Consider the following 23,135-nt stretch of genomic DNA (forward strand, 5'->3'; position numbering starts at 1 on the left):
AAATATCCCCGCCGGAGGCATCCGACTTTTCAACGCAAAGCCGCCCTCACTCAGGCGCGCGCAACACCCCGGCAGGCCGCGCCGCCAAGGGACGCAGCGCGAAGACCAGACCGGCCAGCAGCGTCGCGATAACGCCGCCCGCGACGATCAGGAGCGCGGGGAGCGGCGCGAAATGGAACTCCGCCCCCATCACCAGATCGACCACGGCCCAGCCCGCGAGCCCGCCAAACAGGATCGCGACCAACCCCGCAGCCGCGCCCATCAGTGCCGAACGCAGCGCGAAGCTCGCAAGGATCGCCCCGCGCGTGGCGCCGAGTGTCTTGAGCATCGCCGCCTCCCAGGCGCGTTCCCGCTCGCCCGCCGCCGCCGCGCCGATCAGCACAACGAAGCCGGTGAGCAGCGTCACGCCCGCCGCCAGCGAGGTCGCCCGTGCGATGGCCGAGAGCGCATCGGTCACGCGCTGCAGGGCGTCGCGCACCCGGATCGCGGTGATATTCGGGAAACGCTCCGCCAGATCGCGCATCACCTGCGCCTCGGCGCTTGGCGGCGCGTAGATCGTGGCGAGCCATGTATGCGGCGCGCCGCGCAAAGCCGCCGGATCGAGGGTCAGGACGAAGGCGATCCCGCCGGTCGAGAAATCCACGTCGCGGAACGAGGTTACCTTCGCGGTGATGTCGCGCCCGAGAATGTTCACCGTGATCGTATCGCCGAGCTTCAGGCCAATCTCCTGCGCCTCCTTGGCCGAGAAGCTGGCCAGCGGCGGGCCGCTATAATCCTTCGGCCACCATTTGCCCGCAGTGATCTTCTCGCGCGGGGTCTCGGCATAGGTCACGCCGCGATCGCCGCGCAGCACCCAATGCTCGCCATGCGTCTTGCGCGCGTCCTCGCCGTTGATCTTGGTGATCACGCCGCGCAGCATCGGCACGCTTTCGACCTTGGTGACCTCGGGCATATCCGTCAGCAGATCGGTGAAGGGCTGGATCTGGTCGGGCTGGATGTCGATCACGAAATAGGCCGGCGCGACCTTCGGCAGATCGCGGTCGATCGCCCCGCGCAAGCCGCTATCGACCTGCCCCACGGCCGCCAGAACCGAGAGGCCGAGGCCCAGCGACAGGATGACCGAGCGCGCTTCGGAACGCGGCCCGCCAATCGCGGCAAGGGCTGCGCGCAGCACGGGGCGGCCCCGGGCGCTATGCTGGGCGCGGCGCGCCAGCCAGCGGATCAGGCTCGCCGCGAGCGTCAGGATCAGGAGCGCCACGGCGATGCCGCCGAGGCTCGCCAGCGTCAGCGTCCAGAGGCCCGAGAACCACGCCGAGACGGTGACGATGATCGTCAGAAGCGCCGCCGTCAGCAGAAGCGTGGGCCAGCCCGGCAGGCGGCGGCCTGCGCCGGTGTCGCGGTAAAGCGTCGCCGCGCGCATCTTCGACATGCGCGAGAGCGGCCAGAGGGCAAACAGCATCGCGACCAATGCACCGTAAAGCGCGGCCTCGCCCAGCGGGCCGGGATCGAGGCCGATCTCGACCGGCAGCGGGAGCGAGCGTTCGATCAGACCGGAGGCGCCGAGGACGAGACCGGCGCCAAGGACCAGCCCCGCGAGAATGCCCGCAAGGCCGAGGGCTGCGAGCTGTAGCAGAAACGCCGCGCGGATGGTGCTGCCGGTGGCACCGAGCGCGCGCAGGGTGGCGATCGTGGGCGCTTTGCGCTCGATCCACGCAGCGACGGTGGCGGAGATGCCGACCCCGCCCACGGCCAACCCTGCCAGCCCCACCAGCACGAGGAAAGAGCCCAGCCGCTGCACGAAACGCTCCGCCCCCGGCGCGGCGCGGCGGCGGTCGGACCAGCGCATGCCTGCACCGTCGAACCGGGTCTCTGCCTGCTGTTTCAGGGTGGCGAGGTCGGTATCGGGCGGTAGCGTCGCGCGGTATTCGGTCTCGAAGAGTGAACCCGGCGAGAGAAGCGGCGTCTTCTCGATCGCCGACAGCGAGACGATGGAATGCGGACCAAGCCCCATCCCGGTACCGGTCGAATCCGGCTCGCGCACGATCCGCGCCATCATCACGAAATCCTGCCCGCCCAGCTGCACCCGGTCACCGGGGCTCAGGCCCAGCCGATCGGCGAGGATCGGATCGAGGAAGATCCCCGGCACACCGCCCTGCCCCTTCAGCGCATCGGAGGCGACGGGCGGATCAAGCTGCAGCTTTCCGGTCAGCGGATAGGCCCCGTCCACCGCCTTCACCTGCGTCAGCGCGCGGTCGGCGGGATCGGTGCCGGTCGACAGCATCGAGCGGAAGTCGATCACCTCGGAGACCGCGGTGGCGCGGTCGGTGATCCATTGCAGTTCCTCGGGCTTTGCACGGCGATAGGTAAATTCGTATTGCGCGTCGCCGCCCAGCAGCACCGCGCCCTGATCCGACAGCGCGCGCTCGATGGCCGAGCGCACCAGACCGACCGAGGCGATCGCCGCCACGCCCAGCATCAGGCAGAGCAGCATCACCCAGAAGCCGCGAATGCCGCCGCGCAGCTCGCGCCGGGCGATGGAGAGCGCGAGGCTCATGCGGGCGCGCCCGTTGCGATGTGATCGCCCACGACTTCGCCGTCGCGCAGCTCCACGATCCGGTCGCAGCGCGCCGCCAGTTCGGGCGCGTGTGTCACCAGCACCAGCGTCGCGCCGTGCTTTTCCTGAAGGTCGAACAGCATCTCGATGATCGTCTCGCCCGTTGCGCTGTCGAGATTGCCGGTGGGTTCATCCGCCAAAAGGATGGCAGGCCGCGGTGCAACCGCGCGGGCCAGTGCCACGCGCTGCTGCTCGCCGCCCGACATCTGGCTGGGATAATGCTCGAGCCTGTGCGCCAGTCCGACGGCGTCCAGCTCTGCCGCGGCGCGCTCGAACGGGCGCTCCACGCCTGCGATCTCAAGCGGCATCGCGACGTTTTCCAGCGCCGTCATCGTCGGGATGAGGTGGAAGCTTTGGAAAACCACCCCCATATTACCCCGACGAAACCGCGCCAGTGCATCCTCGGACAGCTTCGAGAGATCATGGCCCAAAGCGGTGACAGACCCGGAGGTGGCGCGTTCGAGCCCGCCCATCAGCATGAGGAGCGACGATTTGCCCGATCCAGACGGCCCCGTGAGCCCGACGCTTTCCCCTTTCGCGATGCTCAGGTCGATCCCGTTGAGGATCTCGACCGGCCCGGTATTGCCATCGAGCGCAAGCCGCGCGTCTTTCAACTCAAGGATCGTGTCACTCATGCGCCGTCTTTCTTTTGCTTCAAAGGGATATGGGCCGCGGATGGGGATACGCAAGCGGATCGCTGCGGGTTTTATCGCCGCGGGGCTGGCGCTGGGGGCCGGGCCCGCAATGGCGGAGGTGTCGATCCTCGCATTGGGGGACTCGCTGACCCAAGGCTATGGGCTCGATAATCCGGCGGACGGGCTGGTGCCGCAGCTGCAGGGATGGCTGCAGGATCATGGGCAGGATGTGAAGGTGATCAATGGCGGCGTCTCGGGCGACACCACGGCTGGCGGGCTGTCGCGGATCGACTGGCTGCTGACGCCTCAGCCCGACGCGGTGATCGTGGCCTTGGGCGGCAATGACCTGCTGCGCGGGCTGCCGCCCGAACAGGCGCGGGCGAACCTCGATGGCATTCTGGCGAAACTTCAGGCGAAGGGCATTCCGGCGCTGCTGGCAGGGCTGCCCGCACCGGGGAATTTCGGGCCGAAATACCAGCAGGATTTCGACGCGATCTATCCCGATCTGGCGCAGAAATACGGTGCCGTTCTGGTGCCCAACCTGCTTGCCCCGATCACGGAGACCCCGATCGAGGAGCGCGCCAAGACCGACCTGATGCAGCCCGACAATATCCACCCCTCGCCCGAAGGGGTGAAGAAAGTGGTCTCTGCTCTGGGGCCGAAGGTGCTGGAGCTTCTGGCGAAGGTGAAACAGGGGAGCTGAGCGCTCAGCTCTCCTCTTCGGGATAGGCCGCCTTGCAGGCCGCGATCTGCGCCTCGGCGGCCTTCGACAGCTCCGCCTGCCGCTTAAGCAGCGCCTCGAGCTTGCGTTTCTCGGCGGCCGGATCGATCGGGATCGGGCGCTGGCGCGTCACCGTGTAATCCTCGAGGCACATGCGCGGCTTCTGGATCACCTTGTCGCCCTTGGTGATCGTGTCGTAGCCGCAGATTTCCCACCGGCTCGAGGTGGTCTCGTAGCTCTGCCACGCGTAGCCGCGCGCGAGATTGCCCTGCACCTCGCTCACCAGATCGGTGACGCGCCGCAATTCGGCCGTGGATTGGCGGATGCAGCGTTCCTGCGGGGTGCCACAAGCGGCGAGCAGGACGAGCGGGATCAGCATGAGGGCGTGGCGCATGGGCAGTCTCCTTCGCGCTCAGCCTACGCCCGCGCGTGCCCCCGATCAATCGCGCGATCAATCGCGCCCTTCCCGCACCCGCCCGCGCCTGCTAAGGATCACGCCAGAGATTTGGGAGGCCCTACGCATGACTGACACGGTTGAGGATTTCGACGCCCGCAAGGCCCGCGCGAGCGAGTGGTTTTCCGACCTGCGCGACCGGATCGTCGCGGCATTCGAGGGGCTGGAGGACAGCCATGCGCAAGGCCCGCTTTCCGATCAGGCGCCGGGCCGGTTCGAGGTGACGCCCACCGAGCGCAAGGGGCCGAACGGCGAGGATCATGGCGGCGGCAAGATGAGCGTGATGCGTGGCGGGCGCGTCTTCGAGAAGGTCGGCGTCAACATCTCCACCGTCTGGGGCGAACTGGCGCCCCGCGCGCAAAAGGCGATGGCCGCGCGCGGCGTGCCGGGGATGGAGGAAGACCCGCGCTTCTGGGCCTCGGGGATCAGCCTCGTCGCCCATATGCAGAACCCGCATTGCCCCGCCGTCCACATGAACACCCGCATGTTCTGGACGCCCGGCGCGTGGTGGTTCGGCGGCGGTGCGGACCTCAATCCGTGTCTTGAATATGACGAGGACACCGCGCATTTCCACGCCGAGATGCAGGCCGCCTGCGACGCCCATGACAAGACCTATTACGACCATTTCAAAGCCTGGGCGGACGAGTATTTCTTCATCCCCCACCGTGGCCGGGCGCGCGGCGTCGGCGGCATCTTCTACGACGATCTGAACACCGGTGAGTGGGAGGATGATTTCGCCTTCACCCAATCGGTGGGCGCGGGCTTCCTGCCCGCCTTCCAACCGCTGATCGAGAAGCGCCGGGTGCAGGATTGGTCCGAGGAGGAGCGCGAGGCCCAGCTGCGCCATCGCGGGCTCTATGCGGAATATAACCTCGTCTATGACCGGGGCACGAAATTCGGGCTCGAGACCGGGCATAACGCGGATGCGGTTCTGATGAGCCTACCGCCAATCGCGAAGTGGTATTGATCGGCTAAGGCGCGCATAGGTCCAAGGTTGGAGGGGCGCTGCCCCTCTTCGCTTGCGCGAATTCACCCCGGGATATTTTCGCCAAGAGGAAGAGATGGTTGCGCGCCCGAAGGCTCGGACGCGCGTGCTCTCGGTCGAAACCGCGCGTCAGCCGTTGCGGATCGTCTCGACCATCAGAGCCACATTCTCCGGATCGGCATCGGGGGTAATCCCGTGGCCGAGATTGAAGATATGCGGACCCTTGCTGAAGGCCTGCACCACGTGGCGCGTCTCGTCGATCAGCGCCTGACCGCCGGTGACCATATGCGAGGATGCGAGGTTGCCCTGCACGCAGCCGGACACCTGCACATGCTCGGCGCCCCATTCCGGCGTGATCGAATTGTCGAGCGCGACGCAATCGGCGCCGGTCTTCTGATGAAAGCCGATATAGCCCTCGCCCGCCTCGCGCGGGAAGGCGATGACCGGCAGGCCCGGGAAGCGCGCTTTCATCTCGGCGATGATCTTGCGGGCAGGTTCGACGGCGAAATCCTCGAAATCCTGCCCTTTGAGCGAGCCCGCCCAGCTGTCGAAGATTTTCACGACCTCGGCCCCGGCCTCGACCTGTTTCGACAGGTATTCGATGGTCGAGACGGTCAGCAGGTCGATGATCTTCACGAAAGTCTCGCGATCTTCGGCCTTCAGCGCATGGGCCGGGCCCTGATCCTTCGTGCCGCGGCCTGCGATCATATAGGTCGCGACGGTCCAGGGCGCGCCGGCGAAACCGATCAGCGTCGTTTCTTTCGGCAGTTCTTCCGAGAGGATCGAGACGGTCTCGTAGACCGGGTTGAGCGTCTCGTGGATATCGTCCTTGGTCTTGAGCTTGGCGAAACCCTCTGCCCCGGTGATGGTCGAGAGGCGCGGACCCTCGCCGGTGACGAACCACAGATCGGCCCCCAGAGCCTGCGGCAGCAGCAGAATGTCGGCGAACAGGATCGCCGCGTCGAAGCCGTAGCGGCGGATCGGCTGCAGCGTCACTTCGGCGGCCAGTTCGGGATTGTAGCACAGCGACAGGAAGTCGCCCGCCTTCGCCCGCGTCGCGCGATATTCCGGCAGGTAGCGCCCCGCCTGCCGCATCATCCAGACCGGAGGGGTCGGCAGCACTTCGCCTTTCAAAGCTCGCAGGATCGTCTTGTCGGTCATTCTCGCGCCTCCTCTTTGCACCCCTTCGACGCGACCTGTGGCGTCATGTCAAGCGCAGGGCTTCTTGCAAGGTCCATCTGTCGCGGATATTCCGGAGCCATGACACAGATGCCCGATGCGAAATCCCCGCTCAAGATCGGCACCCGCGGCTCGCCGCTGGCGCTGGCGCAGGCCTATGAGACCCGTGACCGGCTGATGGCCGCGCATGGTCTGCCCGAAGACGCTTTCGAAGTCGTGGTGATCAAGACCACGGGCGACGACCGGGCGATGATCGCGGCGGACAAGCCGCTCAAGGAGATCGGCAACAAGGGCCTGTTCACGAAGGAAATCGAAGAGGCCATGGTCGATGGCCGCATCGATATCGCCGTGCATTCGATGAAGGACATGCCGACCGAGCAGCCCGAGGGGCTGGTGCTCGATTGCTACCTGCCGCGCGAGGACGTGCGCGATGCCTTCGTCAGTCTGGAATACGACTCGATCATGGCCCTGCCCGAAGGGGCGACGGTCGGCACGTCGAGCCTGCGTCGCCGGGCGCAGCTTGCCCATGTGCGCCCGGATCTGAAACTGGTCGAGTTCCGCGGCAATGTGCAGACCCGGCTGAAGAAGCTGGCGGACGGCGTCGCGGCGGCGAGCTTCCTCGCCTATGCGGGGCTGCGTCGTCTGGGGATGGAGGACTCGGCGCGCGGGCCCATCGCCCCCGAGGAGATGCTGCCGGCTGTCGCGCAAGGCGCGATCGGGATCGAACGCCGGATGGCCGATGCCCGCGCCGAGGCGCTTCTTGCTCCGATCCATGATCTGGTGACCGAGCAGCGCCTGCTGGCGGAACGCGCCTTCCTCGCGACACTGGACGGCTCTTGCGAGACGCCGATTGCGGGGCTTGCGCTGATCGAGGGCGACCGGCTCTGGCTGCGCGGTCAGATCCTGCGTCCCGACGGCTCCGAGGCGCTCGCGGGCGAGCGCTGGGGCAATATCGACGAGGGCGCCGCGATGGGCGAACACCTCGCACGCGATCTGCTGTCTCAGGCGGGCGAAGGGTTCTTCGACTGGCGCTGAGCACTCAGCACAGAAGCTGACCGGCGGCGCGGCGCTCCAGCGCCCGCTCCATCTCGGGGATTTCGCCGTCGCCGAAGCCGCGCAGGGCAAGGCGTTCCAGCGGGCTGATATCGCACCAGAGGTTTTTGAGCACCTTGTCGCGGCGCTTGCGCGGCACATCGGCCAGCCGCATCTCGTAGATCTCGTCCGCTGCCGCCAGCAGACGCGGATGCAGGCCCTCCAGAAGCGGCTCGAACGCGGCACGCGCGGATTGAGCATTGCGCAACCGCAGGATCGCGCCCTCCCCTATCGTCATCGTCTGGATCAGCGTCCAACCGAGCACGTCGGCAGCGCGATGCGGCGGGATCGGGGCGTGCCCGCTGAGGCCGTAGGTGAGACTCAGAACCCCGCGTTCCTCTTGCGGCATCGCCAGCACCACCCGGGCGCACTCCTGTTCCAGAGCGGTTTCGGCATCTTCCAGACGGCCCAGACGCGGGGTCGTCACCTGCGCGGGCGGAACCTCGGCGCGCAGCAGGATATTGCGGATCACATTGTCGAACTTAAGTGCGATATGACGCGAGAGCATGATGCTTCCTTTTACATGTACAACCTCTCCCGCCCTGCCTTTTGAACTAGGTTTCCAGCGCCGCCGTTCCCTGCCTGTGGCGGTTTTTCGCCGAGCATTTCGCTAAGCCTTTGTAGCTCCACGAGTAAGGCTTGGCGGCTGCCTCTTGAACTTGGACGCCCGAAGGCGCAAAGCGACGACATGCTACGTCCGATCCGCCTTGTCCTCTCCGATCCTGCCCTGCGCCTCGCCGCCATTTTGCTGGTGCTGTTCGGCGCCCATGCGGCGACGATGGGGCCCTATGTCTCGGCACTCGCGATCAAGGTGTTCGGCCTCTCGGACCGCGCGTATTCGGGCGTGCTGATGGTCGCCTCGGTGCTGTCGGTCTCGGCCTCGGTCGGGCTTGGCATCCTCGCCGATCAGCGCGCGAACCGCCGGGCCATCGCGCTTGGCACCTCGGCGATGCTGATCGTGGGCTCGGGGCTGGTGCTGGCGGGCGACAACTGGGTGGTCTTCGTGATCGCCAACGCGCTGATCCTGCCGCTCTCGGCGTCGATCTTCGGCCAGCTCTTTGCGCTCTCACGGCTAGCAGCCTCGACCCACCCCGAAGAGGACCGGCCCGCAATCCTCTCGACCCTGCGCGCGCTCTTCGCGCTGCCCTGGGTGGTGGTACTGCCGATCTGGTCGGTGGTTTTCGACCAAGGGGCCGCGCTGACCTCGATCTATCCGGTGACGCTGACGCTCGGGGCGAGCATCCTCGCGCTGACCTTCCTGTTCTGGCCGCGCGACGGGGCGACCCGCTGGCCCGACCCGAAATCGGGGCTGACCTTCCGGCAATCCCTGCACGAGATGGCGAACCTGCCGATCCTCGCCCGCGTAGTGGCGCTTGGCACGATCAACGGGGCGGTGATGCTCTATCTCGTCGTGATGGGGCTCGTGTTCGAGGCGACGCCCGGTCGCGGGGCCGCCGATACCGCGCTTTACGCGGGCCTCATGGCGGGGCTGGAAGTGCCCTTCATGCTGGCCCTGCCGCTGGTTCTGGGCCGGATCGAGCGCACGACGATGATCTGGATCGGGGCCGCGCTCTACGCGACCCATCTGGGGTTGCTGCCGCTACTGGCGCCGACGCCTTACGTCTGGTTTCTCGCCCTGCCCGGCGCGATCGGCGGCGCGGTCGTGCTGACCCAGCCGATGGCCTATCTGCAGGATCTGCTGTCGAACCGGCCCGGCGCGGGGGCCTCGCTGATGGCGTTGCAAAAACTGGCAGGCGACGGGTTCTCCGCCGCGATCTTCGCCATTGGCACGGCTATTGCGGGCTATGAGCTGGCCGCAGCCGCAGGCGCCCTTCTGGGCGTGGCTGGCGCGGGCGTACTCTGGACGATGGACCGGCGCGCGGCGCGGTCCTGAGCCTTAGAAGGCCGGGACCTGCACGCGATCCAGAAGGCTGCGCCCGCCATCGACATTGATGATCTGCCCGGTGACGAAGCTCGCCCCCGAAGACGCAAGATACTGCACCGTCTCGGCCAGCTCCGACGGCGGCGCGATCCGGCCCAGCGGCGTGCCTTCGCAGATCGCCTCGCGCCAGTCGTCGTTTTCCTTCAGCGCATCCTGCAGCGAGCGGCTCATCACCGAGGCGAAGCTGACGCCGTTCACGCGAATCCGCTTCGGCGCGAGCGCCACGGCGAGCGAGCGGATCGCCTGATCCTGCGCCGCGCAGGCGATCGAATAGGCCATCAGCTCGGGCTGGGTGCGGTTCGAGGCCAGCGTCGAGACGTTGATGATCGAGCCGATCTCGCCTTCGGTGCGCCCCTCATCCTCGGCCTGCTTGATCATACGCTTGGCGGTCATCTGACTGACCCGCAGCGCCGATTTCATGTTCTGCGACAGCATCGAATCGAGCACCTCGACGGACGGATCAAGCGGATCGCAGGGCGCGAAGGTACGCGCACAGTTCACCAGAATGTCGATCCGGTCGAACGCGTCCACGGTGGCCGAGAGCAGGTTCTTCACCGCCAGCTTCTCGCACAGATCGCCCGAGAAATAGCGCACCGGCCCTTCGGTCTTGGCCGTGTCGCCCAGTTCGGCGGCAAGCTTCTCTTCATCGATATCGGCAAACATCACCTGCGCGCCGCGATCGACGAAATGGCGCGCGATGGCCTGACCGATACCGTGGGCTGCGCCCGTGACGATGACGGTCTTGCCGGAAACAGAAAGGGACATTGGGTGTCTCCTCGTGGATGTTGAGGCAGGTTAGGCGAGCTTAGCGCCGCTTGCGAGGGGCAAGGCGGCGTTTCGGCTCGGCTGTGGCGCGCGTGCCCGCCGATTTCCCCGGGGTCTTCCCGGCGGGGATCGGCTTGGCAGCGCGGATGATACGGAAACGGGTCGAAGGGCCGCTGGGCGGCGTGATCTCTTCAATCTCGTGGAACGCCGCGGCGAGCGCGTCGGCATAGGGCAGATGGCGGTTCGCGACCATCCAGAGCGTGCCCGAGAGCGACAGCATCCCGCGTGCGGCCTGAATGAAGGCCAGACCGAGTGCCGGATCGGCCCCGCGGGCGGCCCCATGGAAAGGCGGGTTCATCACAACGGCGGTATAGCGCTCTTCCGGCACATGGCGCGTGGCATCGGCCCAAATGAACTGCGCGCGCGGATCGGTGATGTTGCGTTTCGCGCAGTCCAGCGCGACCGCATCCGACTCGACCAGATCGAGCCGTTCGACGCCCTTGCGCGCCAGGATTTGCGCCGAAAGCCAGCCCCAGCCCGCGCCGAGGTCGGCGACTTTCGACGGCAGGCTATCGGGCAGGCATTCGGCCAGAAGCGCCGAGCCGTCGTCCACCGCGTCCGCGGAGAACACGCCCGGACGGGTCACGAAACCTTCGACCGGGTGAATGTCCTGCGCCGCCCAGTCGGTCAGCAGGTCGGGGGCTGCGAAGAACCATGCGATCTTGCCATGGGCCTTTGCGATCGGCGCGGACAGGTCCACCCGTCCCCGCAACTCCTTGAGCAGCGAGTCGATCCCTTCGGTCTTCACCCCATCGACATAGATCGGCCCGCCCGGCGCCACGCGCTGACAGGCTTCGGCGATCAGCGCGCGGGCTTCGGCCTTGGCGCGGGGCGCGAAGATGATCGCGGCGGCATAGCTGCCCTCGGCACTCGGCGAAACGCGAACGCCGCGCTGCGCGAGCACGTCATGGTCGGGCTTCTCGGACTGGATCGCGACGAGGCGATCGACCGGAAGACCGCCGAGGTCCAGCGTGCCCACAGGCGCGAACAGCGCGATGTCTCCCTCGGGCGGAAGCGCCTCGGGCATCTCGAGAGCGAGCGAAAGTCGCGGATGGCTCATGCAGGGAACCCTCTGAAAGAAACGAGCCCGCCGAATAGGCGGGCGCGACTGAATTTGCAAGGAACCGCTTGGGCGGCCTTTAGTCCTTCTCCATCGTGCATTGCAGCGGGTGCTGGTGGCGGCGCGCGAAATCCATCACCTGCGCCACCTTCGTCTCGGCCACCTCGAAAGAGAAGACACCGACCACCGCAAGACCCTTCTTGTGCACGGTCAGCATGATCTCGAACGCCTGCGCGTGATTGAGACCGAAGAACCGCTCGAGGATATGGACGACGAATTCCATTGGCGTGTAATCGTCGTTCAACAACATCACCTTGTACATCAGCGGGCGCTGCATCTTCGGCCGCGTCTTGGTCGCGAGGGACGCATCGTTGTCGCTGTCGTCCTGGTCGTCGTCGGACATCATGTAAAGAGGCTCGGTCAAGGGCGCTCCGGCATCAGGAATCGTTGAGGGGCTCTGGCGGAATATAGGGTCTTCGTGACATATGAAAAGTCTTTCAACACCTCCGGCGAGAAAGGCGGGACCATGCGGCTCACGGCGATTGGCTTCGATGCGGATGATACGCTTTGGCATAACGAGCGTTTCTTTCAACTCACGCATGACCACTTTACCGAATTGCTGCGCGACCACGCCGAGCCCGATCATCTGGCAGAGCGGCTGATCGCGGCGGAACGTCGCAACATCGCGCATTACGGCTTTGGCATCAAAGGCTTCACCCTGTCGATGATCGAAACCGCGATCGAAGTCAGCGAAGGCCGCGTGCCCGCAACGATCCTGTCGGAGATTCTCGCCGCAGGGCGGGAAATGCTGTCGCACCCGATCGAGCTGCTGCCCCATGCACGCGAGACGATCGAGGCGCTGTCGGACGACTACCGCATCCTTCTGGTGACGAAGGGCGACCTGATCGATCAGGAGCGAAAGCTGGCGCAGTCGGGCTTGGGCGATCTGTTCGACGCGGTCGAGATCGTCTCGGACAAGAAGCCCCCGGTCTACACCGAGATTTTCGCGCGCCATGCCGAAGGGGCGGAGCACGGCCTGATGGCGGGCAATTCGCTGAAATCCGACGTGATCCCGATGATCGAGGCGGGCGGCTGGGGCGTGCATGTGCCCCATGAATTGACATGGGCCTTCGAGCATGCCGAGCCCCCGATGGAGCATCCGCGCTTCGCCGAATTGCCCGACCTCGGCGCATTGCCCGATCTGATCGCAAAAATCACCGATTGAGCCCTGCATTGCGTGGCGTCATGCTCCGCTGACCTCACGCACCTGTGTCCGAAATACACCACGTATAGACAGGCCGCCGCAATCATCCCACCACATCTTGCGGTATTGCATGAATGTCGCAGTGAAAGCGCTTGAAAATAGGGAGTTTTCAGCCTGAGAGACCCGTGCTACGCTTCCCGCTAATATAAACCCCGGAAACCGGCTCAAGATCGGTATCGCAAAGGGGTCAAATTGAGGCAGTGAAATAGGTGAAGCCGTGACCACGCTGATGCGCTGGGTCCGTGATGGGCTATTCGTAATCCTTCTGACACTCATTGCGCCGATCGCTGCGCAGGCCGCGCCCTACGCGGCGATGGTCATGGACATGCGATCGGGCGAAGTTCTCTACTCCAAAAACGCTGACACGCCGCTGCATCCTGCGTCGCTGACGAAGATGATGACGCTCTACATCACCTTCCAGGCGATCGAGCATGGCGAGTTCAGCCTCGATTCCATCGTCACCGTGACGAAGCATGCCGCCAGCCAGCCGCCCTCGCGTCTGGGCCTCCGCCCCGGTCAGAAGATCGCCGTGCGCTACCTGATCCGCGCCGCTGCGATCAAATCCGCCAATGACGCCGCTGCGGCGCTTGGCGATTACATCGGCGGCTCCGAGGAAGGCTTCGCCGCGCGGATGAACCGCACCGCCCGGCAGCTGGGCATGAAGAACACCCATTTCGTCAATGCCAACGGTCTGACCCGCAAGGGCCACCTGTCCTCGGCGCATGACATGACGATCATGGGCCGTCACCTGTTCTTCGACTACCCGCAATATTACAACATCTTCTCGCGCCGCTCGGCGGACGCGAAAGTGCGCACCGTCTATTCGACGAACCGCAAATTCCTCGCAGCGTACAAGGGCGCGGACGGCATCAAAACCGGCTACACCTCGGCCTCAGGCTTCAACCTGACCGCCTCGGCGCAGCGCGGCAACAAGCGCATCATCGCGACCGTCTTTGGCGGCACCTCCACCGCGCAGCGCAACGCGAAAATGGCCGATCTGCTGGATCTGGGCTTCAAGCGCGCACCGAATAACGCGCCGACGAACCGCCCCCGGATTCCGCAATATATCGAGCCCGCGCAATCGCCGATGCTGATGGCGAACCTCGCGCCGAAGAAGAGCCCGCGCCCCGATATCCGCCCGACCGCGCCGACTGCGGATAGCGATGCGATCTCGATGGCGCTCGCCGCCGCGGTGCAGGCCGATCAGGTCGATGAGAGCACCGACATCCCCGAGGACGTGGCCGAAGGCGCGCAGGACGCTACTGCGGACACGCAAGATGTCGTCGTGGCTGACGCCGGTACGCTCGGGATCGGCGCGGAGATCACCGCAAGCCCCCGCCCGCAGCGCAACCCGCGCGAGATTCAGGTCGCGGACGCGACGAAGGCACTACCTGCCGAGGTGACCAAGGCCACCCCGCTGGCACAGGCGCAGGCGCATGACGCCGCCGTCGCCGCCGGCAAGGCCAGCGCGGATGGAAGCGAAGAGCCGAGCGACGTGCAGCTTGCCTCCTACGAGCCCGGCGCGTCGGACGGCCCGAAATTCGTCCAGTCCACCCAGCCGCAGCCGGAGACGATGGAACTGGCCGAGGCACATACGCTCGATCTGGACCAAAACGGCAAGTCCGATGGCGCCAAGGCCCCGTCCAGCTTCGTGCAGTCGACGGACCCGCAGCCCGAGACCGCGCAGATGGCCGCAGCCCCCGAGAAGCGCAAAAGCGAGATCATTCTCGCCGCTCTCACCCCCCCTGCCCCGGCCCCCGAGCAGAAACCGCGCGTGGTCGCCCGCGTCTCCAGCTCGGGTGGGCGCAACTGGGGTGTCAGCCTCGGGCTGTTCGGTTCGCGATTCGCTGCAGAGCGCCACATGCTGACCACGGCACTGATGGAAAGCGACACTTTGGGCGAAGCTTTGCGCAAAGTGGCCACCCGAAAGACCGGTTATGAGGCGAATTTCGTAGGAATGACCCAAGACATGGCACAACTGGCCTGTGCAAGGCTCGAGTCTCGCGCTATGGACTGCAAAGTGGTCGGCCCCTGAGAGTCTTCCCTTAGGGGCAAAATATGAAAAGCCGCGCTTGGTCAGCGCGGCTTTTCCTTTTTCCGGACCTTATGTCCCCCGCCGCACGGGTTGCCACGGCAGATGCCTCCGGCGGGGATATTTGTGCCAAGGCGAAGCGGGCGCGAATCTAAGGGGATCGGGCCGCCTGGCCCATCCCTCCGCGACGCGCGGTCAGTCCTGCTTCGGATGGTCGTCGAACTCGTCGGACAGGATACGCTCGGCATCGCCTTTCGGGTCGTCATACTGATTGTTCTTCAGCGACCAGAAAAACGCCCCGAGGCCAATCCCGCCGAGCAGCAGGGAGATCGGAATCGAATAGAGAAGAACCTCCATGAGGGGCTCCTTTCAGCGCAGGCGCAGCGAGTTGAGCGAGACCGTGATCGAGCTTGCCGACATCGCGAGCGCCGCCATCAGCGGCGTCGCAAGCCCGGTCAGCGCGAGCGGCACGGCGATGATATTGTAGACGATGGAGATGCCGAAGTTCTGCTTGATCCGGCGGCGCGCGCGCACCGAGATCGAAGCGGCATCGGAGACCGGCGCGAGATCCTTACCCAGAAGCACGATATCCGACGCCGTGCGCGCCGCATCCAGTGCGGAGGCGGGTGAGACCGAGACATGGGCGGCCGCCAGCGCGGCGGTGTCGTTGAGACCGTCGCCCACCATCAGCACGCGGTGGCCCTGTTGGGTGAGATCGCTCACGAGCTGCGCCTTCTCCGCAGGCAGGGCACCGGCACGGTAGGTGTCGATCCCGAGGCGCGTGGCGAGTTCGCTCACCGCGCCTTCGACATCGCCCGACACCAGCCAGACTTGCTTGCCCTGCGCCTTCAGACCGGCCACGGCCTCTTCGGCACCGGTGCGCAGCGTGTCGGCGAACCGGATCGGGATCGGGGTGGTCTCACCGATCGCGAGATGGGTCGCGGTGGTCGCGCCTTCGGCAGCGCCGATCCAGTTCGCACGACCGAGCCGCACGCGCTGCCCCTGCCAGACGCCTTCGACGCCATAGCCCGGAACTTCGCGCAGGTCGCTCAGCGCAGCGGGCGCAACGCCCTGCCCTGCCGCCGCCTCGTGCAGGGCGCGCGCGAGCGGGTGGCTCGAGCCTTCGGCCAGCGCCATCGCGACGGACAGCGCCTCGGGCGAGAGATCGGAGAGGTTCTGCGGGCGCGGCGCGCCCATGGTCAGCGTGCCGGTCTTGTCGAAAACGACCGTGTCGATCTCGGCCATACGCTCCAGCGCGGTGCCGTCCTTGATCAACAGCCCCTTGCGGAACAGCTTGCCCGATGCGGCGGTCACCACCGCAGGCACGGCGAGCCCCAGCGCACATGGGCAGGTGATGATCAGCACCGCCGCCGCAATATTCACCGCCAGACGGAAATCGCCGCCCGTGATCCAGGCCCAAGCACAGAACGCACTGAAGGACAGGATATGCACGATCGGCGCATAGGCCCGCGCCGCCCGTTCGGCGAGCGAGGTGTATTTGGTTTTCGCGCTCTCGGCCATCGCGACGAGATCGGCCATCCGATGCAGCGAGCTGTCGCGACCCGCAGCCGTCACGCGCAGGGTCAGCGGCCCGGTCAGGTTCACCTCACCGGCGGAGAGCGTCATACCGGGCAGCACCTGCACGGGCAGGCTTTCGCCGGTCAGCAGCGAGCGGTCGCTCTCGGATTGGCCCTCGGTCACTTCGCCATCGGCGGGGATACGGCCCCCCGGGCGCACCCGGATCAGATCGCCGGGCACCAGTTCGCCCACGGGCACCGTGACCTCTTCGCCGTCGCGCAGAACGGTCGCGCGGGGCACTTCCAGCGCCGCGAGTTCTTCGGCCGCCGAGCGCGCCACAGCTCGGGTGCGATAGTCGAGATAGCGGCCCACCAGCAGGAAGAAGGTGAGCATCGTCGCCGCCTCGAAATAGGCATGCGCGCCGGAATGCATCGTCTCGAACAGCGAAATCCCGAGCGCCAGCAGGATCGCGAGCGAGATCGGCACATCCATCCCGAGACGCCCGCCGCGCAAGCTCGCCCAGGCATTGGCGAAGAAGGGCTGGCCCGCGAAGATCGTGGTGGGCAGCGCGATCGCCGCCGAAATCCAGTGGAAGAGGTCGCGCGTCGAATCCTCCGCCCCCGACCAGACCGCGATCGAGAGCATCATGATGTTCATCATCGCGAAGCCCGCGACGCCCATTCGCATCAAGAGGTCCCGTCCGCGCTTGTCGGCTTCGGTCGCGGACAGCATGCCGGGATCGAGCTCGTGCGCCTCATAGCCGATCTTGTCGAGCGCCGCGATCAGCCCCGCCGGCTCGACATCGCCCGCCGCATCGACCGAGGCGCGTTTCAGCGTCAGGTTCACCCGCGCCGATTTCACGCCCGGCTGCTTCATCAGCTCGCGTTCGACATCGGTTATGCAGACCGCACAATGCGCCGTGGGCAGCGACAGCATGATCCGCGCACCCTTGATGTCACCCGACTTCGCTATCTGCTCGGCCGAGGGGGCGGCGATGCAGGCGGGACAGGCCGAGGCGGAGACATGCTCGTCCTCGAACGGTTCGCTATGTGATGGAGAAGCGGGCGACACCGACATCGGCTCAGCCTTTCACGAACAGGTCAATCCGCTGGCGGAACTCCGTGCCGTCGGCGGCTTTCGCGTCGAGATGCACCAGCCAGACGCCCGGCGCAAGATCGAGCTTCGTGGTGAAGATGCCGCCGACATAGTCGAAATCGGGCGTCATGTCATCGCGGACATGGGTGGTGCGCCCGACGAGCGCCTTGAACTCGGCCACCCTCGCGGGCAGCCCGTCCTCGTCGCGGATCACGAAGCTCAGCTTGCCGTCGGAATACTCCGGCGACACGGTCCAGCCGAGCGCATCCTGCGCCAGTTTCTCTTCGTTGAAGGTCTGCGAGGCGACATAGGAATTGTCGACCTCGAGGCCGGGGAAGGTGCTGACGGCCTGCCACGCCATGACGAGGTTGACCGCGATGATCACCCCGAAGGAGGCCACCGCGATCATCAGCACTTTTCTTCCGGTCAGCGGTTTCGCCATCTCGGTCATTGTACCCTTCCGTTGAATACGGTCGTCTCCGACACGCGATCAGTATTGGTCATATCCTCGATCCACATCGTCAGTTCGGTGCGCTCGCTGGTGGCGATGGACGAACCGGGTTCGGCGACAATATAGACCCTTTGGGTCATGGTTTCATCTGCGGGCACAGTCACGGTGTTTCCGTCCTGACCTTCGAGCAACACGCTCAGCGTGCTTTGATCGGCCGGATCGGGGGCTTTGACGGAGACCTTGAACTCGGTCGCCTCGCCCGCCTTGTTGCGCAGCCGCAGCGTGTAGATGTTGCGGATCGCGCCAGAGGGCTCCACCACGAAGAGCGGATCGCGGTTCGGCGTCACGTTGAAGTCGATGGGCGAGCGCATGAAGAGCGCGACCACCAGACCGATACCGATCAGCGACCACATCGAGAAGTAGAGGATCGTGCGCGGGCGCATGATGTGCTTCCAGACATTGATGACCGGATTGCCCGAGCGCTCGTTCGCCTCGTCCTTCAGCGCCATGTAGCCGATGAGGCCACGTGGCTTGCCGATCTTGTCCATCATCTCGTTGCAGGCGTCGATGCACAGGCCGCAGGTGATGCATTCAAGCTGCTGGCCGTCGCGGATATCGATGCCCATCGGGCAGACGTTGAAGCAGGCCATGCAGTCGATGCAGTCGCCCTGCGTCGGATCGTGCTGGCCCTTCTTGAGCTTGCCGCGCGGCTCGCCGCGCCATTCGCGATAGGCGATGGTGATCGTGTCTTCGTCCATCATCGCCGCCTGAATGCGCGGCCACGGGCAGGCATAGATGCAGATCTGTTCGCGGGCGAAACCGCCAAAGGCGAAGGTCGTGAGCGTCGCCACTGCGATCGTCGTATAGGCGATCGGCGAGGCGGTGCCGTGGAACAGATCGGTCAGCAGCGTCGGCGCATCGGTGAAGTAGAACACCCAGGCCCCGCCGGTCGCGACGCCGATCAGCAGCCAGAGCACCCATTTCGTGATGCGCTTGCGGAATTTCTCGGCGTTCCATTTCTGACGCAGCAGACGGATACGCGCGTTGCGGTCGCCCTCGACCCAACGCTCCACAAGGATGAACAGGTCGGTCCAGACGGTCTGCGGGCAGGCATAGCCGCACCAGACGCGCCCCAGCGCCGAGGTGAACAGGAACAGGCCAAGGCCCGCCATGATCAGAAGGCCCGCGACGAAGTAGAATTCATGCGGCCAGATTTCGATCATGAAGAAGAAGAACCGGCGGTTCGCGAGGTCCAGAAGCACCGCCTGATCGGGCAGTTCCGGGCCACGATCCCAGCGAATCCACGGCGTGATGTAATAGATGCCAAGCATCACCGCCATGAGCACCCATTTCAGGTTGCGGAACTGGCCGTGCACGCGGCGCGGAAAGATCGGCTCGCGGGCGGCGTAAAGCGGCGGGGGATCGACTGGTTCGGTGGAGCTCACGACTCTCTCCGTTCATATATTTCTCTGCGTCACAGGCTCTTCTGGTATGACACAGTCGTGAAGGCTTTGACCTGCGTCAAAAAGACAGGTCTGCCATACAGGAAATCTTCACTGGTTGGTATTTTTACTGGTCACCGGCATGCGCCGCTTGCTTGAAGAGCCAAGACATGAACTGGCGTAGCGCCGGTCGCCTCACGCCCGGTCGCGTAACCGTGTAATAGCCTTTTTCCTCGCTGTCTTCAAACAGAAGCCGCAACCGCCCGGCCGCAATATCCTGCTCCACCCAGACCAAGGCGGTCACCGCCACCCCCTGCCCGCCGCGCGCCGCTTCGAGCAAAAGATTGCCCGGCATCGCTGTCAGGCTTCTGGCCTGATCCTGCGTGACGCCATGGCGCGCGAACCAGTCGGTCGACTCGGAAGTGCCGAGCTCTTGCAGCCACGGCAGGCCACGCAAATCCGCCGGACAGTCATACCGCCCCTCCCCCACCAGCGCGGGGGCCGCGACCACGACGATGGGCGAGCGCACCAGAAGCCGCGACTCGAGCCCGAGCCAGTCCCCCGATCCGTAGCGCAGCGCCATCTCGACCCCGCCCGGCGCAAGCGTGGAGACGGTCGCCGAAGGGTCGATGGTCAGACCGATCTCGGGATGGGCTTCGCGAAAGTCCGGCAGCCGGGGCAACAGCCAGGCCGAGGCGAAGCTTGGCGTGGTGGCGATTTGCAGCGGGCGGGAGTCGGCGGTGTCGCTCAGCGAAGCGACCGCTTCGGCAATCGTGCCGAACCCGTCGCGCAGCGCCTGCGCAAGGCGGCGACCGTCGGGCGTCAGCGCAGGCCGCGGGCCCGACCGGTCGACAAGCGTCACACCGAGCCGCTCTTCGAGCCCCCGCAATTGCTGGCTGACGGCCGCATGCGACACGTTGAGCGCACGCCCCGCCTGAGCCACCGATCCGGTGTCGGCAAACGCCGAAAACGCCCGCAGCGCGGTCAGGGAGGGAAGGGTTCGCCAGTCCATATCCGTAACTTCAACTTACATAGTGGAAAGTTTCCTGAGTCGCATCTTCGCGCAAATAACGCATCCTGACCAGAGTTGACCCGCCCTCAGGAGATCAGACATGAAAGATAGAGTTACGCCCGAAACGCTGATGCTGTTCGCCCGCATGAACCTCCATCCGCCGCAAAGCAACTGGCCGCACCTGCCGGACCCGATAGACTCGCGCAAGCGCCATCGCGCACCGCGTCCCTCGCTGCGCCAACGTTTGCGGGAGATGTGGAAATGATCGGGATCTGGGCGCAGAGCTTCACCATCGCCACGGGCCTCGATCAGCGCCCCGGCCTGCCGGCGGCCCGCTCGCATCGGCGTTCACATCGGCGTGCAAAGACAAGCGCGGAGCTTGTTTTGCCCAAAGATGACCCCAAGATAGACGACAGGTAACCCTCGACAAACGAGAGGGCCCCGCGACGGGGGCCCTCTGAAATTGGGCACCGGCACCCCCAGGAAACGCGCGAACAGGACGGGGTGCCGGTGCGACCCGCCAGACCAAAGCCCCGCGGGATCTCTGTATTTTCGACCGTTACTGGCCGCCGCCCAGACTGTGAACGTAGGCCGCCACGGCGCGGATATCCGCTTCCGACAGACGCTCGTTCCAGTTCGGCATAACGCCAAAGCGGGCGTTGGTGACCGTGTAGGTCAGCGTGTCCACATCCCCACCGTAAAGCCAGACGGCGTCGGTCAGGTTGGGCGCACCCTGCATCTGGTCGCCGGTGCCATCTTCAGCATGGCAGGCCGAGCAGTTGTCCATGAAGACGGTCTCGCCTTCAGTGGCCATTGCTTCGTCATGGTCCTGACCCGAGATCTTGCGGACGTATTGCACGACCTGATCGATCTGCGCGGGCTCGAGAAGCTCGTCCGTGCCGAAAGCGGGCATTTGCGAGTAACGTGCCTCGCCATCCGGGTCCGTCTCGTTGCGGATGCCGTGCGTGACGGTGAAATGGATGTCCTCCATCGTGCCGCCCCACAGCCATGCGCTGTCGAGAAGGTTCGGATAGCCCAGCTTCGAGTTGCCGCCCGCACCCGCACCGTGGCACTGCGCGCACCAGGTCCGGAACACGGCCGCACCGGCGTTCTGGGTGTAGTTGTTCAGCTCGGGATCGCTCGAGATTTGGTCGAGATCGACCGAGACGAGCTTCTCCTGGATCGGCTTATTCGCCGCAGCGAACTTGTCGATATCGGCCTGCACATTCGCGCGGGTCGACGAGTGCATGATCCCCGGCGTCGCGCCGGATTTGAAGATCGGCCATGCCGGCATCGCGATCGAGTAACCGATCCCCCAGATGACGCAGGCATAGAAGGTCCACAGCCACCATTTGGGCAGCGGATTGTTGTATTCCTCGATGCCGTCCCACTGGTGACCCGTGGTCTCGACCTCGTGCTTGTGCTTGCTTGGTCTCTTGCTCATGTTCTCCACGCCTCCTTACAACGTGGCGCCGTCAGTCCTTGGAGGACCGGCTCTCGCCGGCCTCCGAGGCATTGGCGGGTTTGTCTTCGTGCCGGAACGGGATCTCGGACGTATCTTCGTAGGTCTTGCGCGAACCGGGCCGGAAGACCCAGGCCACGACGGCCAGGAAGAAGACGAACATGAAGATCAGAAACCAGCTGTCCGCGAATTCCCTGAAGATGTGATAGTCCATTGATCAGCTCCCCTTACCGGCTGGCCACGGGTTCGAAGGTCGAGAAATCGACCATGGTGCCGAGCACCTGCAGATAGGCGACGAGTGCGTCCATCTCGGAAATGCCCGGGCGACCGTCGAAATTACGGACGTTCGTCGCGTTGGGATAACGCTCCATCAGCCCGTCATAGTCGCTGTTCGGATCGGCCTGAGCGGCAAAGTCCGCCTTGGCGTTCTCGATCATGTCCGAAGTGTAGGGCACGCCCACCATCGCATCGGTCGAGAGCCGCTCGTCGATATGCGCGGGATCGACCATGCGATTGAGCAGGAAGCCGTATTTCGGCATCACCGATTCCGGCACGACCGACTGCGGATTGGTCAGGTGATCCACATGCCAGGCATCCGAGTAGCGCCCCCCGACGCGGGCGAGGTCGGGCCCCGTCCGCTTCGAGCCCCACTGGAACGGGTGGTCGTATTGCGACTCCGCTGCCAGCGAGTAATGGCCGTAACGCTCCACTTCGTCGCGCATCGGGCGGATCATCTGCGAGTGGCAGACATAGCAGCCCTCGCGGATGTAGATATCGCGCCCGGTGAGCTCCAGCGGCGTGTAGGGCCGCACCCCTTCGACGTCCTCGATGGTGTTTTCGAGGTAGAAGAGCGGTGCGATCTCCACGATGCCGCCGATCGTGACGACCAGGAAGGCGAAGATCAGCAGGAGCGTGGCGTTCTTTTCAAGAACACTGTGCTTGTCGAGAAGTCCCATCTGTTCCTCTCCTTATTCAGCCGGCACGGCGGCAACCGAACGCGATTCCACGCGCGGCTGACGAGCGACGGTCATCCACAGATTGTAGGCCATGATGATGCCACCCGTGAGGTAGAGCACACCGCCCAGACCACGGACCACGAACATCGGATGCATGGCGGCCACGGTGTCGGCGAAGGCGTTCACGAGGAAGCCCTGGCTGTCCACTTCGCGCCACATCAGGCCCTGCATGATCCCGGCGACCCACATCGAAGCGGCATAGAGCACGATCCCGATGGTGGAGAGCCAGAAGTGCCAGCTGACCAGTTTCAGCGAGTAGAGCCCTTCACGTGCCCAAAGACGCGGCACGAGGAAGTAGAGCATGCCGAAGGTGATCATGCCGTTCCAGCCGAGCGC

At 65.3% G+C, this 23,135-nt stretch carries 24 protein-coding genes; 7 read left to right on the forward strand and 17 right to left on the reverse strand.

All coding sequences use genetic code 11. The features are described 5' to 3' along the window. Window positions 1–46 precede the first annotated feature (46 nt). A complete protein-coding gene (locus B3D39_RS00120; RefSeq protein ID WP_286789257.1) occupies window positions 47–2,554 on the reverse strand; it encodes an ABC transporter permease in 2,508 nt (835 codons plus the stop codon). Then, window positions 2,551–3,249 carry an ABC transporter ATP-binding protein gene (locus B3D39_RS00125; RefSeq protein WP_274963768.1) on the reverse strand — a complete coding sequence of 233 codons (699 nt, stop codon included), beginning with the start codon at window positions 3,247–3,249 and terminating at the stop codon, window positions 2,551–2,553. Before B3D39_RS00125 ends, B3D39_RS00120 begins: the two co-directional genes overlap by 4 nt. A 40-nt stretch (window positions 3,250–3,289) precedes the next feature. Between B3D39_RS00125 and B3D39_RS00130 the strand changes: the two genes are divergently transcribed. Further along, complete coding sequence (locus tag B3D39_RS00130) at window positions 3,290–3,952, forward strand: arylesterase (protein ID WP_274963769.1); 663 nt, start codon at window positions 3,290–3,292, stop codon at window positions 3,950–3,952. A 4-nt stretch (window positions 3,953–3,956) separates the two neighbouring features. On the opposite strand, the gene B3D39_RS00135 is transcribed toward B3D39_RS00130, so the two are convergent. Next, window positions 3,957–4,364 (reverse strand): hypothetical protein, encoded by a 408-nt coding sequence (locus B3D39_RS00135; protein WP_078600099.1) that lies wholly within the window; start codon window positions 4,362–4,364, stop codon window positions 3,957–3,959. 127 nt (window positions 4,365–4,491) lie between these two features. Between B3D39_RS00135 and hemF the strand changes: the two genes are divergently transcribed. After that, a complete protein-coding gene (gene hemF, locus B3D39_RS00140) occupies window positions 4,492–5,391 on the forward strand; it encodes an oxygen-dependent coproporphyrinogen oxidase (RefSeq protein WP_274963770.1) in 900 nt (299 codons plus the stop codon). A 147-nt stretch (window positions 5,392–5,538) separates the two neighbouring features. On the opposite strand, the gene hemE is transcribed toward hemF, so the two are convergent. Continuing rightward, a complete protein-coding gene (gene hemE / locus B3D39_RS00145) occupies window positions 5,539–6,570 on the reverse strand; it encodes a uroporphyrinogen decarboxylase (RefSeq protein ID WP_098411790.1) in 1,032 nt (343 codons plus the stop codon). A 99-nt stretch (window positions 6,571–6,669) separates the two neighbouring features. Here hemE and hemC point away from each other — a divergent pair, with 99 nt between their 5' ends. After that, window positions 6,670–7,623: a hydroxymethylbilane synthase gene (hemC, locus tag B3D39_RS00150; RefSeq protein WP_075774169.1), complete on the forward strand. Its 954-nt coding sequence runs from the start codon at window positions 6,670–6,672 to the stop codon at window positions 7,621–7,623. Window positions 7,624–7,627: 4 nt separating this feature from the next. Here the strand turns inward: hemC and B3D39_RS00155 are convergent, their stop codons facing one another. Next, window positions 7,628–8,188 carry a hypothetical protein gene (locus B3D39_RS00155; protein WP_274961468.1) on the reverse strand — a complete coding sequence of 187 codons (561 nt, stop codon included), beginning with the start codon at window positions 8,186–8,188 and terminating at the stop codon, window positions 7,628–7,630. A 180-nt stretch (window positions 8,189–8,368) separates the two neighbouring features. Between B3D39_RS00155 and B3D39_RS00160 the strand changes: the two genes are divergently transcribed. Next, window positions 8,369–9,574: a hypothetical protein gene (locus B3D39_RS00160; protein WP_274961469.1), complete on the forward strand. Its 1,206-nt coding sequence runs from the start codon at window positions 8,369–8,371 to the stop codon at window positions 9,572–9,574. Window positions 9,575–9,577: 3 nt separating this feature from the next. On the opposite strand, the gene B3D39_RS00165 is transcribed toward B3D39_RS00160, so the two are convergent. From B3D39_RS00165 to clpS, 3 genes are all read right to left on the reverse strand, one after another. After that, window positions 9,578–10,387: an SDR family NAD(P)-dependent oxidoreductase gene (locus tag B3D39_RS00165; RefSeq protein WP_078520396.1), complete on the reverse strand. Its 810-nt coding sequence runs from the start codon at window positions 10,385–10,387 to the stop codon at window positions 9,578–9,580. Window positions 10,388–10,427: 40 nt separating this feature from the next. Continuing rightward, a complete protein-coding gene (locus tag B3D39_RS00170; protein ID WP_274961470.1) occupies window positions 10,428–11,507 on the reverse strand; it encodes a class I SAM-dependent methyltransferase in 1,080 nt (359 codons plus the stop codon). 79 nt (window positions 11,508–11,586) lie between these two features. Beyond that, on the reverse strand, window positions 11,587–11,913 hold the full coding sequence (clpS, locus tag B3D39_RS00175) for an ATP-dependent Clp protease adapter ClpS (RefSeq protein ID WP_286789260.1): 327 nt from the start codon (window positions 11,911–11,913) through the stop codon (window positions 11,587–11,589). A gap of 120 nt (window positions 11,914–12,033) precedes the next feature. On the opposite strand from clpS, the gene B3D39_RS00180 reads away from it, so the two are divergent. Further along, window positions 12,034–12,732 (forward strand): HAD family hydrolase, encoded by a 699-nt coding sequence (locus tag B3D39_RS00180; protein ID WP_078520592.1) that lies wholly within the window; start codon window positions 12,034–12,036, stop codon window positions 12,730–12,732. 256 nt (window positions 12,733–12,988) lie between these two features. After that, window positions 12,989–14,806, forward strand: coding sequence for a D-alanyl-D-alanine carboxypeptidase family protein (locus B3D39_RS00185; protein ID WP_338113593.1), 1,818 nt, complete (start codon window positions 12,989–12,991; stop codon window positions 14,804–14,806). A 192-nt stretch (window positions 14,807–14,998) separates the two neighbouring features. On the opposite strand, the gene ccoS is transcribed toward B3D39_RS00185, so the two are convergent. From ccoS to B3D39_RS00210, 5 genes are all read right to left on the reverse strand, one after another. Next, complete coding sequence (gene ccoS / locus B3D39_RS00190) at window positions 14,999–15,160, reverse strand: cbb3-type cytochrome oxidase assembly protein CcoS (protein WP_078520399.1); 162 nt, start codon at window positions 15,158–15,160, stop codon at window positions 14,999–15,001. Window positions 15,161–15,172: 12 nt separating this feature from the next. Beyond that, window positions 15,173–17,398, reverse strand: a complete 2,226-nt coding sequence (locus B3D39_RS00195; RefSeq protein WP_274961471.1) for a cation-translocating P-type ATPase — start codon at window positions 17,396–17,398, stop codon at window positions 15,173–15,175. Window positions 17,399–17,402: 4 nt separating this feature from the next. After that, on the reverse strand, window positions 17,403–17,867 hold the full coding sequence (locus B3D39_RS00200) for a FixH family protein (protein ID WP_306461387.1): 465 nt from the start codon (window positions 17,865–17,867) through the stop codon (window positions 17,403–17,405). Then, the gene (gene ccoG / locus B3D39_RS00205; RefSeq protein WP_274961472.1) at window positions 17,864–19,312 is read right to left on the reverse strand and encodes a cytochrome c oxidase accessory protein CcoG; all 1,449 of its coding nucleotides are present in this window, start codon (window positions 19,310–19,312) and stop codon (window positions 17,864–17,866) included. The genes B3D39_RS00200 and ccoG overlap by 4 nt, the downstream gene beginning before the upstream one ends. 124 nt (window positions 19,313–19,436) lie before the next feature. Then, the gene (locus tag B3D39_RS00210) at window positions 19,437–20,321 is read right to left on the reverse strand and encodes a LysR family transcriptional regulator (protein ID WP_274961473.1); all 885 of its coding nucleotides are present in this window, start codon (window positions 20,319–20,321) and stop codon (window positions 19,437–19,439) included. 100 nt (window positions 20,322–20,421) lie between these two features. On the opposite strand from B3D39_RS00210, the gene B3D39_RS00215 reads away from it, so the two are divergent. Beyond that, window positions 20,422–20,586: a hypothetical protein gene (locus B3D39_RS00215; protein ID WP_274961474.1), complete on the forward strand. Its 165-nt coding sequence runs from the start codon at window positions 20,422–20,424 to the stop codon at window positions 20,584–20,586. Window positions 20,587–20,880: 294 nt separating this feature from the next. Here the strand turns inward: B3D39_RS00215 and ccoP are convergent, their stop codons facing one another. The 4 genes from ccoP to B3D39_RS00235 form a co-directional block, all read right to left on the reverse strand. Continuing rightward, window positions 20,881–21,765, reverse strand: coding sequence for a cytochrome-c oxidase, cbb3-type subunit III (ccoP, locus tag B3D39_RS00220; RefSeq protein WP_078520403.1), 885 nt, complete (start codon window positions 21,763–21,765; stop codon window positions 20,881–20,883). A gap of 31 nt (window positions 21,766–21,796) precedes the next feature. Then, window positions 21,797–21,997 carry a cbb3-type cytochrome oxidase subunit 3 gene (locus tag B3D39_RS00225; RefSeq protein ID WP_078520404.1) on the reverse strand — a complete coding sequence of 67 codons (201 nt, stop codon included), beginning with the start codon at window positions 21,995–21,997 and terminating at the stop codon, window positions 21,797–21,799. Between the two features lie 13 nt (window positions 21,998–22,010). After that, the gene (ccoO, locus tag B3D39_RS00230; RefSeq protein WP_078548271.1) at window positions 22,011–22,739 is read right to left on the reverse strand and encodes a cytochrome-c oxidase, cbb3-type subunit II; all 729 of its coding nucleotides are present in this window, start codon (window positions 22,737–22,739) and stop codon (window positions 22,011–22,013) included. Between the two features lie 12 nt (window positions 22,740–22,751). Next, on the reverse strand, window positions 22,752–23,135 hold a 384-nt coding region (locus tag B3D39_RS00235), incomplete at its 5' end, for a cbb3-type cytochrome c oxidase subunit I (RefSeq protein ID WP_286789258.1).

It is taken from the genome of Thioclava sp. UBA3469 (assembly GCF_002378135.1).
Taxonomy (GTDB): Bacteria; Pseudomonadota; Alphaproteobacteria; order Rhodobacterales; family Rhodobacteraceae; genus Thioclava; species Thioclava sediminum.

Bases quoted from the DNA above. Each gene is read 5' to 3' on its own strand.
- B3D39_RS00195 (WP_274961471.1), bottom strand. From the start codon at position 17,398: ATGTCGGTGTCGCCCGCTTCTCCATCACATAGCGAACCGTTCGAGGAC.
- ccoO (WP_078548271.1), bottom strand. From the start codon at position 22,739: ATGGGACTTCTCGACAAGCACAGTGTTCTTGAAAAGAACGCCACGCTC.
- B3D39_RS00155 (WP_274961468.1), bottom strand. From the start codon at position 8,188: ATGCTCTCGCGTCATATCGCACTTAAGTTCGACAATGTGATCCGCAAT.
- B3D39_RS00215 (WP_274961474.1), top strand. From the start codon at position 20,422: ATGAAAGATAGAGTTACGCCCGAAACGCTGATGCTGTTCGCCCGCATG.
- B3D39_RS00135 (WP_078600099.1), bottom strand. From the start codon at position 4,364: ATGCGCCACGCCCTCATGCTGATCCCGCTCGTCCTGCTCGCCGCTTGT.
- ccoP (WP_078520403.1), bottom strand. From the start codon at position 21,765: ATGAGCAAGAGACCAAGCAAGCACAAGCACGAGGTCGAGACCACGGGT.
- hemF (WP_274963770.1), top strand. From the start codon at position 4,492: ATGACTGACACGGTTGAGGATTTCGACGCCCGCAAGGCCCGCGCGAGC.
- B3D39_RS00225 (WP_078520404.1), bottom strand. From the start codon at position 21,997: ATGGACTATCACATCTTCAGGGAATTCGCGGACAGCTGGTTTCTGATC.
- B3D39_RS00210 (WP_274961473.1), bottom strand. From the start codon at position 20,321: ATGGACTGGCGAACCCTTCCCTCCCTGACCGCGCTGCGGGCGTTTTCG.
- B3D39_RS00125 (WP_274963768.1), bottom strand. From the start codon at position 3,249: ATGAGTGACACGATCCTTGAGTTGAAAGACGCGCGGCTTGCGCTCGAT.
- B3D39_RS00160 (WP_274961469.1), top strand. From the start codon at position 8,369: ATGCTACGTCCGATCCGCCTTGTCCTCTCCGATCCTGCCCTGCGCCTC.
- ccoS (WP_078520399.1), bottom strand. From the start codon at position 15,160: ATGGAGGTTCTTCTCTATTCGATTCCGATCTCCCTGCTGCTCGGCGGG.
- B3D39_RS00180 (WP_078520592.1), top strand. From the start codon at position 12,034: ATGCGGCTCACGGCGATTGGCTTCGATGCGGATGATACGCTTTGGCAT.
- B3D39_RS00120 (WP_286789257.1), bottom strand. From the start codon at position 2,554: ATGAGCCTCGCGCTCTCCATCGCCCGGCGCGAGCTGCGCGGCGGCATT.
- B3D39_RS00200 (WP_306461387.1), bottom strand. From the start codon at position 17,867: ATGACCGAGATGGCGAAACCGCTGACCGGAAGAAAAGTGCTGATGATC.
- B3D39_RS00165 (WP_078520396.1), bottom strand. From the start codon at position 10,387: ATGTCCCTTTCTGTTTCCGGCAAGACCGTCATCGTCACGGGCGCAGCC.
- clpS (WP_286789260.1), bottom strand. From the start codon at position 11,913: ATGATGTCCGACGACGACCAGGACGACAGCGACAACGATGCGTCCCTC.
- hemE (WP_098411790.1), bottom strand. From the start codon at position 6,570: ATGACCGACAAGACGATCCTGCGAGCTTTGAAAGGCGAAGTGCTGCCG.
- hemC (WP_075774169.1), top strand. From the start codon at position 6,670: ATGACACAGATGCCCGATGCGAAATCCCCGCTCAAGATCGGCACCCGC.
- B3D39_RS00170 (WP_274961470.1), bottom strand. From the start codon at position 11,507: ATGAGCCATCCGCGACTTTCGCTCGCTCTCGAGATGCCCGAGGCGCTT.
- B3D39_RS00130 (WP_274963769.1), top strand. From the start codon at position 3,290: ATGGGGATACGCAAGCGGATCGCTGCGGGTTTTATCGCCGCGGGGCTG.